Source organism: Myroides sp. A21, from assembly GCF_000807225.1.
GTDB lineage: Bacteria > Bacteroidota > Bacteroidia > Flavobacteriales > Flavobacteriaceae > Flavobacterium > Flavobacterium odoratimimum.
The window spans coordinates 3,885,185-3,903,673 of the sequence record NZ_CP010327.1 but is presented as its reverse complement, the minus strand read 5'-3'; the positions used below and the strand labels follow the sequence as shown (position 1 = coordinate 3,903,673).

General features: G+C 34.8%; 17 protein-coding genes. 3 read left to right on the top strand and 14 right to left on the bottom strand.

Annotated elements, in window-relative coordinates:
* Positions 1–15: 15 nt before the first annotated feature.
* Both MYRA21_RS17440 and MYRA21_RS17435 read right to left on the bottom strand, forming a co-directional pair.
* Entirely contained in the window at positions 16–726 is a 711-nt protein-coding gene (locus MYRA21_RS17440) for a LytTR family DNA-binding domain-containing protein (protein ID WP_039330112.1), read from the bottom strand.
* Positions 723–1,763 (bottom strand): sensor histidine kinase, encoded by a 1,041-nt coding sequence (locus MYRA21_RS17435; protein ID WP_039330111.1) that lies wholly within the window; start codon positions 1,761–1,763, stop codon positions 723–725. Before MYRA21_RS17435 ends, MYRA21_RS17440 begins: the two co-directional genes overlap by 4 nt.
* Positions 1,764–2,009: 246 nt before the next feature.
* Here MYRA21_RS17435 and MYRA21_RS17430 point away from each other — a divergent pair, with 246 nt between their 5' ends.
* Positions 2,010–2,837: a DUF5694 domain-containing protein gene (locus MYRA21_RS17430; protein ID WP_039330110.1), complete on the top strand. Its 828-nt coding sequence runs from the start codon at positions 2,010–2,012 to the stop codon at positions 2,835–2,837.
* 462 nt (positions 2,838–3,299) lie between these two features.
* Here MYRA21_RS17430 and MYRA21_RS17425 read toward each other — a convergent pair whose 3' ends face one another.
* The 6 genes from MYRA21_RS17425 to MYRA21_RS17400 are packed head-to-tail and all read right to left on the bottom strand — an operon-like array spanning position 3,300 to position 9,472.
* A complete protein-coding gene (locus MYRA21_RS17425) occupies positions 3,300–5,006 on the bottom strand; it encodes a bifunctional alpha/beta hydrolase/class I SAM-dependent methyltransferase (RefSeq protein ID WP_039330109.1) in 1,707 nt (568 codons plus the stop codon).
* 23 nt (positions 5,007–5,029) lie between these two features.
* Positions 5,030–6,319, bottom strand: a complete 1,290-nt coding sequence (locus MYRA21_RS17420; protein WP_039330108.1) for a phosphatase PAP2 family protein — start codon at positions 6,317–6,319, stop codon at positions 5,030–5,032.
* On the bottom strand, positions 6,301–7,056 hold the full coding sequence (locus MYRA21_RS17415) for an SDR family oxidoreductase (protein WP_039330107.1): 756 nt from the start codon (positions 7,054–7,056) through the stop codon (positions 6,301–6,303). The genes MYRA21_RS17420 and MYRA21_RS17415 overlap by 19 nt, the downstream gene beginning before the upstream one ends.
* A complete protein-coding gene (locus MYRA21_RS17410; protein ID WP_039330106.1) occupies positions 7,053–8,087 on the bottom strand; it encodes a patatin-like phospholipase family protein in 1,035 nt (344 codons plus the stop codon). Before MYRA21_RS17410 ends, MYRA21_RS17415 begins: the two co-directional genes overlap by 4 nt.
* Positions 8,075–8,866, bottom strand: coding sequence for a phosphatidate cytidylyltransferase (locus MYRA21_RS17405; RefSeq protein WP_039330080.1), 792 nt, complete (start codon positions 8,864–8,866; stop codon positions 8,075–8,077). Before MYRA21_RS17405 ends, MYRA21_RS17410 begins: the two co-directional genes overlap by 13 nt.
* Positions 8,867–9,472, bottom strand: a complete 606-nt coding sequence (locus MYRA21_RS17400) for a CDP-alcohol phosphatidyltransferase family protein (RefSeq protein WP_039330079.1) — start codon at positions 9,470–9,472, stop codon at positions 8,867–8,869.
* Positions 9,473–9,852: 380 nt separating this feature from the next.
* On the opposite strand from MYRA21_RS17400, the gene MYRA21_RS17395 reads away from it, so the two are divergent.
* Positions 9,853–11,328 (top strand): DASS family sodium-coupled anion symporter, encoded by a 1,476-nt coding sequence (locus MYRA21_RS17395; RefSeq protein WP_039330078.1) that lies wholly within the window; start codon positions 9,853–9,855, stop codon positions 11,326–11,328.
* 258 nt (positions 11,329–11,586) lie between these two features.
* On the opposite strand, the gene MYRA21_RS17390 is transcribed toward MYRA21_RS17395, so the two are convergent.
* The 5 genes from MYRA21_RS17390 to MYRA21_RS17370 form a co-directional block, all read right to left on the bottom strand.
* Positions 11,587–13,710 carry an outer membrane beta-barrel family protein gene (locus MYRA21_RS17390; protein WP_039330077.1) on the bottom strand — a complete coding sequence of 708 codons (2,124 nt, stop codon included), beginning with the start codon at positions 13,708–13,710 and terminating at the stop codon, positions 11,587–11,589.
* Positions 13,711–13,721: 11 nt separating this feature from the next.
* Entirely contained in the window at positions 13,722–14,930 is a 1,209-nt protein-coding gene (locus MYRA21_RS17385; protein WP_016649070.1) for a PepSY domain-containing protein, read from the bottom strand.
* Positions 14,931–15,494: 564 nt separating this feature from the next.
* Positions 15,495–15,794: a type II toxin-antitoxin system RelE/ParE family toxin gene (locus tag MYRA21_RS17380; RefSeq protein WP_016649071.1), complete on the bottom strand. Its 300-nt coding sequence runs from the start codon at positions 15,792–15,794 to the stop codon at positions 15,495–15,497.
* Between the two features lie 5 nt (positions 15,795–15,799).
* On the bottom strand, positions 15,800–16,039 hold the full coding sequence (locus tag MYRA21_RS17375) for a type II toxin-antitoxin system ParD family antitoxin (RefSeq protein ID WP_016649072.1): 240 nt from the start codon (positions 16,037–16,039) through the stop codon (positions 15,800–15,802).
* A 163-nt stretch (positions 16,040–16,202) separates the two neighbouring features.
* Positions 16,203–16,595, bottom strand: a complete 393-nt coding sequence (locus tag MYRA21_RS17370; RefSeq protein ID WP_016649073.1) for a RidA family protein — start codon at positions 16,593–16,595, stop codon at positions 16,203–16,205.
* A gap of 161 nt (positions 16,596–16,756) precedes the next feature.
* Between MYRA21_RS17370 and MYRA21_RS17365 the strand changes: the two genes are divergently transcribed.
* Positions 16,757–17,569, top strand: coding sequence for an SMI1/KNR4 family protein (locus tag MYRA21_RS17365; RefSeq protein WP_039330075.1), 813 nt, complete (start codon positions 16,757–16,759; stop codon positions 17,567–17,569).
* An 8-nt stretch (positions 17,570–17,577) separates the two neighbouring features.
* On the opposite strand, the gene MYRA21_RS17360 is transcribed toward MYRA21_RS17365, so the two are convergent.
* Positions 17,578–18,435, bottom strand: coding sequence for an AraC family transcriptional regulator (locus MYRA21_RS17360; protein ID WP_039330069.1), 858 nt, complete (start codon positions 18,433–18,435; stop codon positions 17,578–17,580).
* Between the last annotated feature and the right edge of the window lie 54 nt (positions 18,436–18,489).

Genomic DNA, 18,489 nt, shown 5'->3' with positions numbered 1-18,489 from the left:
ATAATAGAAGAGAACTTATTCCTTTAATAATTGACCTAATACCAATTTTTTATAAGTCTCTCCTATAGGGATGATGGCCTTATCTATATATAGTCTATTGCGCTCTATAGTATCTAAGTGTTGTTTGTTGATAATAAAGGATTTATGTACACGGATAAATTGATGACTAGGTAGTTTATCTTCCATCTCCTTTAAAGTGCATAGCGTGATAAGACGTTCATTCACTAGATGTAATACCAAATAATCTTTTAACCCTTCTATATACTTTAAATCATTAAAAAGTACTTTGATATGCTTACCATCTGTTTTGATAAATAAGTGATTCTCTTGATCTATTTTTGGAGGCGTTGTCACTAGATTATTTTGCTGTATAATGGGAGACGCCTTCTGTATGCTTTTAAAAAAACGCTCATAGGTAATCGGTTTTAATAGATAATCGATTACATTGTGTTCATACCCTTCTAATGCATATTGGTTATACGCTGAGGTGATGATGAAGTAAGCCTTTCTACCCAGTAGATTCATGATTTGCAGTCCTGTTAGTTCAGGCATTTGTATATCAATGAAGCACAGGTCTACGTCTAACTGTTGTAATTCAGTTAAAGCTGTTAATGCAGAGGTAGAGCTTCCTACTAGCTCTAGCTGAGGAGACTTCTGTACATAATCGCTTAGTAAGGCTACCGCTAAGGGTTCGTCATCTAGTATATAGCATCGGATAGGATTCATAATTCAATGGATAGTTGGCAAGTAAAGATATTCGCTTCTTCTGTAATTTTCAAAGTATGTTTATTCTGAAATTGTAAATCTAAGCGTTTGTGGATATTGGCTAGACCTATTCCACTAGTCTTATCCTTGTTATAATTGTTAGTCCTGTTTTGAGTATGTATTTCAAGTAGGTTATTATGCTGTTTAATCGCAATTGTAAAAGGATGTTCTTGATCTGTTAATATTCCATGTTTAAAACCATTCTCTATGAAAGGAAGTAACAATAAAGGAGGAATGAGTAGACTAGGATTTTCTATATCTATGTCTAGGATGATATGTGTTTGTCCTGCGATACGCATTTTCTCTAGGTCAATGAAGTCCTGTATATAGTTGATTTCTTTTTGAAGTTCTATATGATCTGTATCCGTTTCATAAGTCATATACCTCATGAGTTGACTTAGTTTATCTATAGCAGGGAGCGCCTGTTCAGACTTCTGATAGACTAAAGAATAGATATTGTTTAGTGTATTAAAGACGAAATGAGGATTTATCTGTGATTTTAAAAAGCGCAATTCTACTTCATTTTTTTCTTGTTTTATAATTTGATTTAATTGTAGACTTCGAATCAAATAGATGATAATAAAAGTGATAGTAGAAGAAAGAATAGGAATTAGACTAAAGTATAAGTTGTCAAAGATGTAAAATAATACTGGAGTACCAGGGTAATAATTCTGTACGCCCCATATCCACAATATGACGCCTTGTTCTATAAAAGCTCTTATTACCAAGAAAAAGAGATAAGAAGATAGCCATCCTAGAAAAACTTTTTTCCAAGTGAACGACTTCATCACTTGTGGCATAATGTAAAGGTAATGAAAGTAAAAAACGCTAACGAAGATGATAGCAGTGGTATTATTTAGAATAGAGAAATCAGTAAATCTAATTAAATATGGAGCATTATAATCTAAGTGAACATAGTAAATATAGATGATGAATAGCCATAAGAGTAAGTGTAATTTTCTTTCTTTTTGGATGGATAAAACCTCTACTGTCTTCATAAGTATTGTTTTTTGTAAAGCTATAAAAACTTAGTTTTTAAATAAAGAGTGTTCATCGGATAAAATAGAGTGTTGGTCGAAAAAGTAAAAAGAGAAAGCGCTTACTATTTCATCTTTGTCCTATAATCAAAAGAATATTTAAAGAAGTTTAAGGAAACTGGAAACTGGAAATAGGAAAGTCGGGAGAATACACGTTACGACATCACCAAAAAACAAAAAAATAGAACTATAAAAAAACAAACAATTATGAGAACTAAATTATTCAGTTTATTTGCGATGTGTTTAATGGGAGGGCAAATAGCCAATGCTCAAGTAAACGATAATCTAAAATCAGAACACCCTATCCCAGTACTGAATATGGGAACGTTTCACATGGGGTATACATCTGATGCGAGTACTACAGAGTTCGATGAACACAATTCCAAAAACAAGGAGATGATACACGAGGTAGCTAGAGCTCTAGCGGCCTTTAAACCAACTGTGATTATCGTAGAGCAATTACCAGAATCTAACGAGAGTTTAAACAAGTCTTATCAGGAGTACTTGACAAATCCCAATAAGGTATTTAAAAACCCTAATGAAATAACTTTATTAGCTTTTGAATTAGGACGATTAACTAATGTAGATAAACTATATGGTATAGATTATTCTGAAGGATATAACTATATGTTAGCACAGAAAGTAGGAAGGTACAATGATAAGCAATTATATGATGATTATATGGCGGCTTGTTTTAAAGTATTAGATGAAGGAGAAAAAAAGATGAGGGATGTGAAGCAAATGCTTTACTTCAATAATAAAAAAGAGGTATTCGATGCTTTGATTAATCTGAATGCTGATATGCTGACTCATGTGTCTTCTCCAGGCAAGTCTGAAGGAGCTGATGAAGCAGCTAAATTCTATCACCGTAACTTAGTGATGTATTCTAACCTAAACCAAATACCACTGACGAAAGATGATCGTGTATTTATATTAATGGGGGGAACGCATACTGCATTCTTTAATATGTGGTTAGAACGCAGCCCTAAGTATGAGTTAGTAAACACACTAGACTACCTAGAGAAGTTTAAGTAATTAGTTAAGAGTTTTGTACATCCGTCACATCATGTAGAGGCGCATTATTATGCGTGTCACAGGGAATAGGGAGTAGGGAACGGGAAACAGGGAACAGAGAACAGAAAACAGGGAACAGGGAACGGGAAACAGGAAACAGAAAACAGGAAACAGAAAACAGGAAACAGAAAACAGGAAAGTCGGGAGACTTTGCGCAACGAGTACATCCGTCACATCATGTAGAGACGCATTATTATGCGTGTCACAGGGAATAAGGAACGGGAAATGGGGAATGGAAAAAAAGGAATAGTAAAAGTCAGGAGAATACACGTCACGGAAAACAGGGAACGGAAAACAGGGAACAGCGATTTCACAAAAAGACAAAACACCACCACCACAAAAGAGTTGATAAAAATACGTTAGGCTACTCGGAGCAATCTGAGTGGTAATAAAAAAGCCCTCAATTATGAGGGCTTTTGTTATTTATGATTTGACAATCTTACCTACGGATACTGTGAATATACCATAGTTATCGATTAACATATTCTGTTTAAACACGCTGTTATAAGCGAATAGTTTATCAAGTTCATACTGAGAACGACGACGCATTACCCAGTCTGTATCTCTGTGACTCTTTAGTACAAAGGCAATTGTTTTTAACTGTGGGTGCCAAGGCTGTCCTGTGTACACAATCACGCTGTTGTTAGTCGCTATACTACTTATTCCTTTGATGGTATTGCAAATCATATCGTTATCATCAAATAACTCAAAAATACCCGAAATGATAGTAATATTTGGCTCAAAGTTGAATAGCGGATAAGTGTTTAGATCAAAACAATCATAGTTCGTAAAGCGAATGCCAGTTAGATTATGCTGTTTGATATAGGCTTCTCCGACTTCAATATTCGAACGTTTAAAGTCATTGACTACTATTTCTGCATCAGGGTATTTTGCTTTTATATCGAATAAATAATTACCAGTACCTCCCGCTACGTCTAGTATCTTGATAGGTTTTCCTTGTTCTTGTAACAGCGCTATCTGTTTGTCTATTTGTTGTAATAGATGAACTTTTCGTTGGCGAATACCTGCCCATCCGATAGCGTTAAGGTAGTTCTTATCCATTATTTTACCGAAGCCTAACTTCCCTTGAGGAGTGTTTTTATACACATAGTCAAGAGAGATACCAGAGTCAAAACCATATAACAGTCCTAATCGCATTCCTTCTGATAGAGGCCCTATTATACCTAATAGTTTCTTCTGGATTTTATAAGATAGCAATTCGACAGATGGCAATAGACCAAATAACATTTGGTAGTACTCATCAGTAGTAAACTTATCCGCTTTTAGGTTGATTTTTACTTTAGGAGCAGCGAAGCTCTTCTCCATAAACTTAGCAATGTCTTTATACACTTGTTCACGTCCTTTTTCAAATAAGATACCGTGGAAGCTGTCTTTAAGTGTTTTAAACTCTCTTAGGTCACTGCTTAGATTGTGAAAGAAGCGTTGTTGCCATTTGTTCTTGACTACGTAATCTTTCCCAGCTGAGAAGACAATCGTAGGTACAGTAATAGCCGCTGCATCATCTACAATGCGTTTTCCTGCATCCAATAAGTCTACAAGCATACGCCCATTGATAAACTTCGTGATTAACGGGTCGCTATCGTAAGCTACTTGTTGATCTTTTTCATGAGTTAATACCTTAGACTTTACATAGCTTGTCACAATCATATCTGGTTTAAACTTAGTACCCAGTGCTATCATTTCTTTAGCCAAAGGAACGTATAGTTTAATAGAGAATGCTGGAGCAAGTAATGCCATACCTGCGATAGGAACAGCGTAATCGTGTACCCAAGCACTTGCTATAACCCCAGCAATACTATTGGCTACTACGAAAGTGTCGTGATAGTGTATCTGATAGGTATGGTTTAGGTAATGAGCGAAGGCATCTAGGTCTCGCACATAGTCCATAAAGTTAGGAGATACTTCCTGTTCTGTATATCCATGCCCTCTAAAGTCAAAACTAAATACGTTATAATTAGCAAATGGAGCACTCTGTGCAAACTCTGCTAAACGAGCAGAATGCTCATGTCCACGATGTAGGACAATCATTGTTTTTTGTCCTTCTTTGTAATTCCAAGCTCTATAAAATATAGCTGCATTATCAAAGCTAGTGAATGTTCCTTCTATCATATATTAGTGTTTTTTATAGCAATTTATAATTTAAAGATAGCGTTTTGATTAATAGATTGTATATATGCCTGCGCATCTTTTTGTGTGCAACCTGTATAATAAGCGTAAACTAAAGCCGCTATAGTCATGCTTCTAGACAGTCCCAAAGTGCAGTGTATATAGATTACAGTATTGTTTTTTTTGTTTTGATACGCGTTAATAATATGTGTTACGATATGCTGAATATATTCTTGATTGGCCTGTCCTACATCTAAAAGCGGATAAAAGTGATAGGCAGAATGATGTAATAAATAACTGTTCTCCTTCATCTCAGCAGATAGGTCATAGGTTATTACTTCACTTGAATCAAAATGAGCTGAAGCTTCTTTAGAAGAAAGTAAAGATCCGATATAGAGCTGAGGGATCATCTCCTTGACCTCTACTGGGTAATAGACTTTGTTTAGTCTTCTCAGGATATAATAAGTTGTAATATAAGGCAGTAGAACAAGGTATTTCCACAAGTTAATTTGTCCTTGTTTATCTTTGATGAAATAAATGTTATTCTGTATATAAGCAATGCCAATATAGATAAGGTTAGTCGCTATCCAAAGCAATAAAATAGAGGTATAGCACTCAAGTGAATAACAAGCAACACCCAATAACATAGTCGCTAAAACAAAGTATATCAATCCTTTTTTTATATTGAGGTATAGGGCTTTCTCTTTGTTTGGTAGAAAGATAAAAGTACCTAAACAAACTAGAATGGCTGTGATCAAATCAATGGTGTGATGTTGATAGACAAATAGTGTAGAGAGCGCTACTAAGGCAAGCCAGATATGTAAGAAGACTTTGGTAAATACCTTAAATCTTCTAGTGTGTTCTACAACAGTCATAAACACAACTGCATAGGCTACATGTAGTGATGGAGCTTGATTATAATGGGTATCCCATGTCGTGATAAAGTCAAAAAGGGGGGTAAACAAAGCCACTGTATGCAAAGGTCTCTCTACTGTAAACTGAATAGGGAATACAATAAACCCAATAAAGGCGATTATAGTGACTGCTAACATACGCTTAGTCAGTAATCTCAATTGATAAATAGAATCTACCCAATAAAAAACGAGTAAGAAGAATAGTCCACTAGTACTATAGGGAATAATCATCCACTCTATAAATGGGATATAGGGATCTATCGCTAAGGTCACAGACCAATCCAATGCTCTATATACAGCGTAATACTGTGCTGCCATATATAAAATAATGAAGACAGCATAACAGAGCAGCATTGCTTTGGTTCGTTGTTTAAAAGTAGGAGTTATTTCTTCTTTTGCCATTTTGCTTTTTTGTGCATAATACGTTGTAATATTCCTTTAGGGAATAGCTGTAAACAGCGAATTAGTCGATACATCTTTTTAGGGAAGACTATCAGTTCTTTGCCTTGTGTAATATTAGTATAAATGATGTCAGCTGCTTCTGTAGGGGTGATAACATATTGTTTTTTAGACAAATCATCACTATTGAGTTCTAGTAGTCTAGGTGTAGCGACATAACCAGGGTGCACACTGATGACTTTAATCCCTTTATCCCTATAGGCGCGTTGATACGCTTTGGTAAGTGCTACTACTGCTTGCTTACACCTTGTGTAGATTGTTGCCTCCTTATAGTCTAAAAAGGTTGATATCGAAGCGATACAGACGATAGTTCCTCCGTTGTCCTGCATACAGCCTCTCGCTACTTCTAATGCATTTAGGGTTGCTTTGATATTATTGTCTATCATGGCATTGGTATCTTCCCATGAAATATGCTCTAAGGTACTATCTGTATAATTACCTGCTCCAGCTATCAGTATATCAAGCTTAGTTTGACTAAATGTGTTTATAACATCTCGTAGTTGAGGTAGGTCTGTTGCATCTACTGTATAGACAGTTAGATTAGGATGTACAGAGAAGTCATGTCCTTCTTTATGAGGATTTCGACTGCCAATACCTACACGATAGCCCTCTTGTAAATAGCGCTGAGCTAATGCCCATCCTATACCTGATGTACCTCCTGTGATAAAGACATTTTTCATTGTTTTAATGCATTAAGGACTACTTGATATCCATAGTCAAATTGTCTAAATATCTGTTCTTTACAGTCTTCTTTAGAAATGGGTAATTGTATTTCTAAAGCAAACTTTCTCCAATTAATCTTACGGCTTAGATAGCCCCCAGAGAGTTTTTGTCTCATATCACTGGTGTCTAATCTATTGGCTGTGATAGCTGCTGCTTGTTGAAGTCGTTCATTCCCACTGTAGCCAAATACAGCTCTTACTAAGCCTTCTTCCATGGCTGAATAAGGAGCTTTGTGTTCTAGCCATATTTCGTTACCTAATGTAGTGGCTAGTTCAAAAGGGATAAGGTCTATCGCTCCTCCCAAATACTGTTTGCCTCTATACTGAGCAGGTGCCATATAGAACATATCAGAGGTACTAATACGCATCGCTCTTAAAGATTCTACCCCTAGAAGTAATTCCGTATTTCTCTCTACTGCACTATTTGTGTCAAATTTATATTGATCAATATATTGATATAATGAATCAAGAGGAACATTAGCAGTAGGAATGAGTATTTTCTTAAAGGCTTTCTCTCCCTTTCTCTTTTTGTTCACTCGATCAGGTGTATATAATATCTCAGAACCAAGGGTAATGACCTCTGGCGCATCGGTATGTGTTGTTAATAAAGAAGGGAATTTCTCATCTAGGTTTTGAGGCTGATCAACAAAATACTTGCTAAACAGGTCTAATAGATAGGGAGCATTTTCTTTTTTCTTACTGTGCTTGATACAGTAGTATGGAAGGCGGTCTAGTCTCGTCTGATTAGTCAAAAAGGTATTCATCGCAGCAGTCAGAAATTCGTCTGATGCTAGATATCCTTTAATGGCTTCGGGTGTATTAAAGGTGCGTATAATCGATGTAGAGATAGTCGCTCCACAGGTTGAGATGATCAAGTCAGGTCGAATATTGTGTTCGACCATCGCAACATACATACCACAGTACATCACAAAGCGACTTCCGCCACCAGAGAACACCGCTACGCGATTATAAGGTTTTAGTTCATCCATAACATGACAATATAAAATAGGGGAGTGGTGTATAATAAACTATCTACACGGTCTAGTAGTCCTCCATGTCCAGGAAGGAGTGTACCTGTGTCTTTGACATTTGCTCTTCGTTTGACTAAGGAGAAGGTTAGGTCTCCTAAAAAACCTAAAACACTCAATGCCATCGCCAGTAGAATAGTCTTTAGCGTAATGGCTTCCCCGAATAGTAAATAGTACATCAGGTTAAATATACCTGTAGTCATCACAATACCACCTATAACGCCTTCTAGTGTTTTATTTGGGCTGATATGAGGAGTTATCTTAGTCTTGCCAAATAGCTTGCCAGCCATATATTGACTCACATCGTTTAGCTCCATTGGGACAACTAATAGAATGAGATATTTATAACCTTCTTTTGCCAATCCGATATAGAATAATATCGCAGTAGATAGCAGGTAAATGGTCATGATCGCTAAGAAGAAAGAATGAGTTTTGTACTTTAGGTATATACCAGCAGAAACAATCATGCTTAAGCCACGTATAGTAAGTAGACTTTCTTCAATACTTAATAGTAATAAGCAAGTAGTGATAATCAAGGTAGTCAATACAGCAACTCCTAACTTTAAGAACCCAATGGGGATGGCGAAAGTAAATAATTCTAGTTGTCCCCAATAAATTAGGAACATAATGAACATTAATAAACTCAAGGGGTGTAGTAGTGCTAAGCCAAATACTACAACGATATAACACCATGTCCTAACGCGTAGGGGTACATCTGCAAACTTTCCTTCCTTTGTCATCTATTGTGCGTTTTTAAGTGCTTTGCGGCATCTTGTGATTGTGCTTAATAGTAATAGTAAATTGATAACGATAAAGATATAGAAAGACGCTCCACTAAGATTAATATCTAAGAATAGCAGTAATCCATATATTCCCAATACTAATGCTCTATCGCTTTTACCCATAGGGCCATCATATCTTCTCTCTCCACCTAATACTTTACCCATTAGCCCTGCGAATTCATTGATAATACTCAAGCCTATAAATAAAACAATTAAATAGGTGCTCTCCGGTTGAAACTTTAATAAGGGAATAAATAAGATAAAGTCAGATAGAATATCACCTACCTCGTTGAGTAATTCGCCTTTCTTAGAAGTCTGATTATACAACCTAGCCATCATGCCATCTAATGCATTTAATGCCATGCGAATAAGCAATCCGATAGGTAAACAAAGAAAGAAGAAGTGGTAGCTATCTGCATACCAAAATAACACAGCTAATACAAAAGAGAAGACAATAGCGAATACAGTAATCTGATTAGCTGTGATTTTCTTTTTGTGTAATGCATTTAGTATTGGCATTAGCGATTTCTGAAAATAGGGCTTTATCTTATATACGGATATCATAGTTTACGATTTTATTAATAAAGGATTAACGGAATTATAATATTAAAAAACGTTAATGAATGTGTTTTTTTAATTATTTTATAGTGTTAAGGTTGTAGTTAATTCGATTTTTGTAGTTAAAAATTGATTGGAAACTAAAAATATTATATAATAAAGTGTTATCTTTAATAGTGAAAAATAGAAATAACAAACATACTATTATAACAGTTAAGTGTGCTTATTTGTTATAAAAAAACTAAAAAAATATTGTACAAAATGTGTGTTTGGCATTTTTGTTGATTTTAGATTATAAATAAAAGTAGTGAAAAATATCCCTTTTATACTAAGATTGTATTTACTCATTTGGGGATTATAACTTACTACAGAAATCAATTACTCGTATGGCAAGTAAATTAGAACCTATCAAACCCGTACCAGCGTTAATCGCGGTCGCTATCACTTTAATTATTTGGTTTGTTATCCCTGTTCCAGAAGGCGTTAGTCCTAATGCGTGGCAGTTGTTAGCATTATTCGTAGGAACTATCGCAGCTATTATTGGAAAGGCGCTACCTATCGGAGCGGTGTCTATTGTCGCGATAGCCTTAGTAGCGATAACAGGTGTAACTAATCCAGGCAATTCTAAAGCAGCTTTAGCAGATGCTTTAAGTGGTTTTTCAAATGATTTAATCTGGCTTATTGGAGTAGCGGTGATGATCTCTATAAGTTTAAAGAAAACAGGTTTAGGGGCAAGGATAGGGTATTTCCTTATTTCCTTGTTTGGTAAAAGAACACTAGGGATTGCGTATGCACTGTCTTTTGCAGAAACAATATTAGCTCCTGTAACACCAAGTAATACCGCAAGGGGAGGAGGAATTATACACCCTATTATGCGTTCTATTGCAGTGAGCTTTGGTTCTAAACCAGAGAAAGGATCTGCTGAAAAGATAGGACGTTATTTAGCACTAGTGAACTATAATGCCAATCCTATTACTTCAGCGATGTTTATTACCGCTACAGCTCCTAATCCATTAATTGTTAGCTTGGTTTTAGCAGGTACTACTGCAGGAATCACTATAACATGGGGAATGTGGGCACTAGCAGCTTTAGTACCAGGCCTTGTAGCTTTAATCGTGATGCCTTTAGTGATTTATATGATTTATCCACCAGAGATAAAGAAAACACCTGATGCTCCAGTATTTGCTAAAAAGCAATTAGATGAGTTAGGGCCTATTTCTTTACCTGAGTATATTACAATGGGAGTGTTTACCATCTTATTATTGTTATGGGCAGGAGTTCCGGCAATGATTTTTGGAGATACTTTTGCTGTTCAACCAACAGCGGCAGCTTTCTTAGGATTGGGAATTCTTATTGTCACAGGTGTATTAACTTGGGAAGATATATTAAAAAATACAGGGGCTTGGGATACGATAGTATGGTTTGCAGCTTTAGTAATGATGGCAGGTTTCTTAGGTAAACTAGGTCTAGTAGGATGGCTCGCTACAACAGTAGGAAAAGGTATTGCAGGATTAGGATTATCGTGGATACCAGCTACGCTTATACTGCTTCTAGTATATGTATACTCTCACTATTTCTTTGCGAGTACTACAGCGCATATTACAGCGATGTTTGCAGCCTTTTTTGCAGCAGGTATAGCTCTTGGAGCACCTGAGATGTTATGGGCATTAGTACTAGGATTCTCATCATCTATAATGATGTCACTTACACATTATGGTACAGGTACAGCCCCGATTATTTTCGGAACGGGGTATACAACATTAGGAGAATGGTGGAAAGTAGGTTTTGTAACTAGTGTGGTTAATCTAATTATATTTATTCTAGTAGGAGGACTATGGTGGAAAGCACTAGGATATTGGTAAGAGAATAAGATTTATTATATAAGCAAAAGCCAGTCGAGATTGACTGGCTTTTGTTGTATAAATCAATGAAGTATAATGAGAGAAAATCTCTCTTAATTAAGTTAAATCCACATTACTCATTAGCCAAATACTACAAAGCAATTCTACTTCATAGTTCTTTCATTAGCTCTAAAACCATACTATACTATGCTTTTATCACTAATTCAGACCTATTTTGTATAATTACTTTTCGTTTATATGTCTATTGCATAATCTGGGTTAAAACTTATAGTTAAATGATAAAGTAGCTATTCGGCTATCTAGATCATATTTCTTGCGAATATTAGAATTGAAGTTATCTCCCGTTACATTATAGTTCACCGTATTTAGAACATCTGTTACAGCTAGTTTAATAGTTGCTTTGTCTTCTAATAGGGCTTTAGATAAACCGATTGTTAAGTCAAAATAACTATCTCTTTTGTATAAACCTAAGTTTGACTTAGAGAAGTACTGTGCATTGACATCAGCTTTTAATCCTTTAACAATGGTAAAGTTGTTTTGAGAGTTAAAAGTGAAAGCTACTTGTGAACTATTGATTTCTGTTCCTTGATAGTTTCCTTCATATTTGTTGTTAAACAAGTTAAACATATTACTCATAGACCACCATTCTGTAGGGCTTACTGTACCTGTTACATTAGCACCATAGTGATAAGATTTGTTTAAGTTCTCTTGCGTACTTACTAAGATACCTGTATCTGCTTGGTAATTATACACATTGGTCATCACATCATTCGTCACGCTGAAGTACACATTTGCAATCAGGTATTTACTCCATGTATATCCTACCTCAGAAGCATGTGTTATCTCAGGTTTTAACTTAGGATTCCCTTGCCAATAGTTAAAAGGGTCATCATAAAAACGGAATGGGTTTAAGTCAAAGTGACTCGGTCTATTAATACGTTTACTATACGAAGCATAGAAGCCATGTGCATTATCTGTTTCGTATTTGATAGAGGCACTAGGGAATAGTTTAGTATAATCGTTTTTACTGTATTCTTTAGTCGTTTTTTGGTCTATTTCAGTTTGTGTAAACTCTGAACGCAGTCCTACCTGAAAACTCCAATGCTCTAAACTAAGCTTGTAGTTAGCATAAGCAGCGTGTATTTGTTCATTGTATTTATAGTGATTCGTTGAAGCAGGATCTACTTCCCATCCTGAGTTATTTTGGAATTCATAAACAGATGGATTGTCATTTGATTTGACAATTGACTTCCATCCTGTCTCTAAAGCATGCTTATCATCTAGTGGTAAGGTAAAGTCTAATTTACCATTAAATACCTTAAACTGTGATGGAATATATCCACGTCTATTTCTATATGGAGCATTTGAGTTATTTAATAAAACGTCAGCTAATTGAGATTGTTCAGATCTAAACTTAGAAGTCTCATATTCTAAATCTACATCTACTTTACTCCCCTTATCATTGAATAAATGAGTGGCAGTTAAGTTAAATGTGTAATCATACCAATGCTCTTTATTTCCGTTGTCTGTATTAACATGTGAATTCAATGTTTCTATAGGAGCATATATCATATTATATCCTTTAGAATAATCTTCATATCTCCCGATTTTAGCATCGAATAAGAAGCCCACAGTTGTCTTAGAAGAAAGAGCGTAATCCACTCCAAATTTGAAGTTATTAGAAGTAAGAGGCTCATTACTAGTGAAGCGTTGTTCACTGTGTCGGTCTATCACAGAAGGATTAGTAGTGTTGTAGAAGTCTTGAAGATAATGCTTGTGTTCTTCTTCCCCTCTAAAAGTATAGCTATAGTCTCCAAATAGGCTTAGTTTCTCATGCGTATACCCTAGATTAAATCCTGCATTAAGGCGGTTTTTACGTCCTCGTCCTGCATTGACAAAAGAGCTTCCTTTCAGCCCTTCCATATTGTACTTCTTTAATACAATATTAATGATACCTGCATTACCAGCTGCATCATACTTAGCAGAAGGGTTAGCGATAATCTCTATATTTTTGACTTGAGAAGAGTTGGTAGATCTCAAGAGATTGGCTAGTTCTTTTGCAGATAGAGAACTCAGTTTTCCATTAAGCATTACACTAACTCCTTTTTTACCTCTCAGAGATAATTCACCTTCTTGAGATACAACCACTCCTGGAGCTCTTCCAAGAACTTCAAGTACTGTACTTCCATCTGATACAGCACTATTCTCTACACTAAACACCATTTTGTCAGCTTTCTGTTGGAATACAGGAGCTTTAGTCGTGATTAATACTTCGCCAAGGTTTGTATTAAATGCGTTGAGTATACTGTCTAATTGTGCTTCTGTTTGGGCATAGGTACCCAGGCCGCATAGTGATAGCAGCCATATATATGGTCTTTTCATTGTTTTAAAAATTATTTAGTAGTCTTTTTTTTATTGCGTCTTCCCCAGTAGATAACAAAACCTGTAATAGGAAGAGAGGCACAGAATAAGCTAAGGATAAAAGCAATTATTTTTCCAGGCATACCAAAGAAAGCTCCTACGTGCAAATCATAAGTAGCACCAGTAGCTCGTTCTGCTAATAATCGTTCTCCATGAGATCTATTGAACAATAGCTCTCCAGAGTGTTCGTCAAATATCATGGTATGTGAGTCATTATATTTGAATTCGTGATCTTTAACACGAATAGTCATATTATCGTGATGATGATCAGCGTTCTCATGATCTTCTAAGTCAATACCAAAGGAGAAAGCATTAGGGTAGTGCTCTTTTACAGTTGCAGCTATGCGATCTACTGTTGTTGGAGTTTCCATAGACTCAGGAGCTGTAGTCTTATAATGACTAAAGTCTGGTGCATACATAGAAAACCCGTTGATTAAGAAGTAGACCCAACTCATAGTAATACGGAAAGAGTACATAATCCCTGTAATAGCCACTATTAAAGCTAGAGCCGAAGAGTAAAATCCAAGTATATTGTGAACGTCATAATTTTTACGGCGCCAACCTTTTACTTTCTTCCATCTAAACCAAAAGCGTTGTTTACGCATATTCTTATTCTTAGGCCACCATAGTATAATCCCTGTGATTAGCATAATCACAAAGATTATAGTAGCTACACCTACTATAGTACCTCCTACAGCATTACTCAAAAGTAATGAGCGGTGAAGAATCATAGTGAAGAAGAAAGGGCTTTTCAATAGGTCATCGACAGCAATTACTTCTCCTGTATACTGATTGACATAGACTGTTTTAAAAACGAGATAAGTATCGAAATAATTCCATCCTTCCGGATTGGCTTTAAACAATCCAAATTGATAAGAACGAGTAGGATCCATTGGGATTGTTACTTCCTCTGCTGGAACTTCTTCGTTAACTAATTGTGCATTAACTAGTTCTTTTAGTTCACGAATAGGAATCGGTTTTTTATTTTCAATATCTTGTTCGCCATGATAGATCATGTCTTGTTTAAGATAGGTAGAGATATCCTCGTTGAAGACAAAAACAGTTCCTGTAAGTGATACGATAAGTACAATTATACCTGACAGTAGTCCTAACCACAAGTGGAGTTTAAGCATATACTTTTTGAAAATCCCCTTGGTTTTCTTGGGCTTATCAGTTTGCATAATAATCAATTATTTAGATTTAATAAATATAATTAGGGTGTCGCAAATATATAATTATTTATAATCATTCTAAGTATAAGTTTGTCCTAAATGAGAAGTATTTTATAATAAGTTGATTATTAGTAGGTGTAAACAATATTTTGTAGGTTTTTATAGTTAGTTAGTTTAACCCAATATCCACATTAGATAAATACTACAAAGTAATTCTAAGGCATAGCTCTTTTCATCTAAATGCCTATTGCAATTTTAAGTTTACCTATCAGACTTATAGGTTTAAAGAGAAAGGAATAATTGAAAAATCACTAATTTTGAATATAGGTTTAAAAGTCTATAATACAGTGTTTTAAAAGGATTTAATTAAGAAATAGTGTATCTGTAAGAAAATAGTTGAAAGGTGGATTTATGAATTTTGACTCTCGTCTTTTGATTTTGTCATTGTATTTATCTTTTTTAATAAAGCTAACGAGAGTCCTAATAGAAGAAGAAGTAAAAGACGATTTAGTTACTTTTTAATAGGAGGATAGTTCTTGTTAGGTAGACTTGGAGAATGTAATTATATCAGTACTATTCTTTCAAAATGTTTTTTAAGTCCATTCGTTCGTGTAAGAAGCGAATGACTAAAATATCTTTATTCTGTAGTATTTGATAGAATATAATATGTTTACCTATAGCAAAACCTAAGAGATGTGTATTTATCCTGGCGTAACTTTTTCCAAGAGTTGGATTATTGGTTATTTTCTGACAAGTTTCAATTAATAGAGTATAATATTTATTAGCTTGATGCTCAGACCATGCTTCAAAAGTATATGACCAAATTTCGGAGAGATCCTTAACCGCACGGTTAGTCAAAATATACTTTGCCATTATTTCTATTTGTTAGCCTTTAAAGCTTTTAGATGGTTGTTAGGGTCAAAGTCTGCAGCTATTCCACTATCAATTCCTTCTTGTATAGCATTTCTTAATACTTGTATCTCATTTTCTTCTTTCTCAAGAAGACGTAGACCAGCGCGAATGATCTCACTAGCATTTTTATAACGACCTTCATTTATTTTAGCTTCAACAAAACCTTCAAAGTAGTCTCCTAATGATACTGATGTATTACGTCCCATAACTTCTATTTTTATCAAAGTTACCAAAATTTGGTAATTTTAGATAGCGCATTTACTTTTATTTAGTATTTATTTTCAGTGTGTTAGGAGGCTTATAAGAAAAAAGAGTTGACCCAACTGAGCCAACTCTTGCGAATTACTTATTATGTATCAATCTAAACGACTACTTTGCAGCCCATATTTCTATTTCTAATTGAATCTCTGGCAATCCTAGTGCTGTGATATACCCAACAGTCATAGATGGGTAATCTGTACCAAAAGTGTTATCCCAAACTTCGTAGAAGAAGTCCCAGTCTATCTCTTGTGTCGCCCAAATATTAACTTTAATAACATCATCAGCAGTTAGTTTTTGACTACCTAATACTTGGATGATATTCATAAATGTGTTTTGTACTTGCGCATTAAATGTAGAAGGGATATTCCCCATCGCATCTGTACCTATTTGTCCTGAGAATGTATATAGATTAGCTCCTTTAGGAACCACAGTCACATGAGAATATCTTCCCACTGGTGCTGCTAAAGTGCTAGGATTAAGTCTTTGTATTTTTGTATTCATCCGCTATAAATTATTGTTTCACGCGCGAAATTAATCTATTGATTTTTGAATTTAAGTTTCCTAACTAACTTTAGCTTTTTTATAAGATAAATGGCTGTTTTTAGGGGTAAACATGTTTTCTAAATTTAGTTATTTTTGCTCATTATGCTAAACATAATAATATGGAAACTATTAATTATCAACTATTTTTAAAAGAGATAGCACCTTTTGAAAACTATTTGTTTTATAAAGCTTTAAAAGAGAAAGAAGTAGTAGAATTAGAGTCAAGTATCTCAAGATCGTTACCACCTTATTACAGAGAGTTCTTGTTAACTATTGGTATCTATCAAGATGTTATAGAAGGGCTATTCATTAATAAGAACGAATGGATAGAACAGAATGGGTATTTAGGTGAAGTAGAAGAGAACTATGTGATGATAGGGGATAATGGAGGTGAAGAATTTTGGTTGTTGCGTACAGATGATACAGATGATCGAACAGTTTATAATTGGGTAGATGACGAAATAGAAGAAACTGGTTTTGCTTTCGAGGATCTACTTGAGAGATGTTTAAACAATTTGAAGGATGATAGCTTATGTAAATTAAGCAATGATAAAAAAGCTTTAAGGATTAACTTCGTTTTACGCCCTGAACAAGAGAATAAACTAAGTGAAGTCTTAGGTATAGAATATACAGGAGAGTGGATAGAAGATATCCCTAATTTTGAAGATTTGAGAGATTATTTAAAAGATCAGCAGTTAAGTGTTTATAATATTCATGCAACATTAAATGGTCAATCTATTGAGATAAGAAAAGAGTATAGTGATAAAACAAAAGAAGCTGTGTATACTTTTGGTTACAACGAATCTTTATCAGTGTTAAGAGAGAATTCTAAAATAGAAGAGTATCAAACTTTGATAAAAGAACAGTTTCGCAACTCTTCTGTAAGCGTTTTTGATATTTATAATACCGATTTAACTGATTTAGTTTGGTAAGAGGCATATTATACTTTTTGGTGTTCTTTTTTATACTGTGAGGGAGTCATTTGTTTATATTTTTTAAACAATTTAGACAAATGACTTTCATCGTTAAAGCCTAGTTCAAAAGCTATTTCTTTTAATCTGGTATTGCTGTACTTAAGCCTAGTTTCTACTAACTTTAGCTTGTAATCTAAGATATAGTCTTGTAGTGATATCCCTGTCTGTTTCTTAAAATATTCACCCAGATAGTTTTTAGAAATACTAAACTCATTGGCTAACGCTTCTAAAGTCAACTTCTCCTTATGCCCAATGTGTTGCTGAATATAAGTGATCATTTTCATAATATCTTGTGCCTTTCTATTCTCATTGACTTGCTCATAATCGTGTAGAATAAGGTTACGAGCTACAAGGTTGAGTAGGATAGAAATGCATTGTCTTATGATTAAATAATCTTGTGTATGGTTATTGTGCTCTCGTTGAATACTGAGCAATAACTGTTCTGCAAATACAGCATCTTCTTCAGACTGGAACACACATCCCGCTTTAGTATGGTAGTTATGTGTGATATAGGTCAGCTTATTGATATTATCACAAGTCTCTATGCGATCTGCCTCTGTGCGAATCTGAATGATAAAGCTCTGAGGACATTCTATCACAAGGATTTGGCCATCTTTACTTTCAAAAGAATACGGTGTATCAAAAGGAATAATAAACAGCTTTCCCTTTTTAAAAGGGACTTTATGATCTTCATATAGACTCATCCCTTTTCCCTTTTGTATATACACGATAGTGAGATGCGCTTTTGGTTGTATACTAAAAACATCATCTATCAGTAGATGTTCTGTGATATGAATAGGGTCGAAGGTGTTTTTAGAAGTCATATTGTTTACTGTAAAAACCTTTTAAAGTACAAGGTAATTTGTATCTAGGGTGTT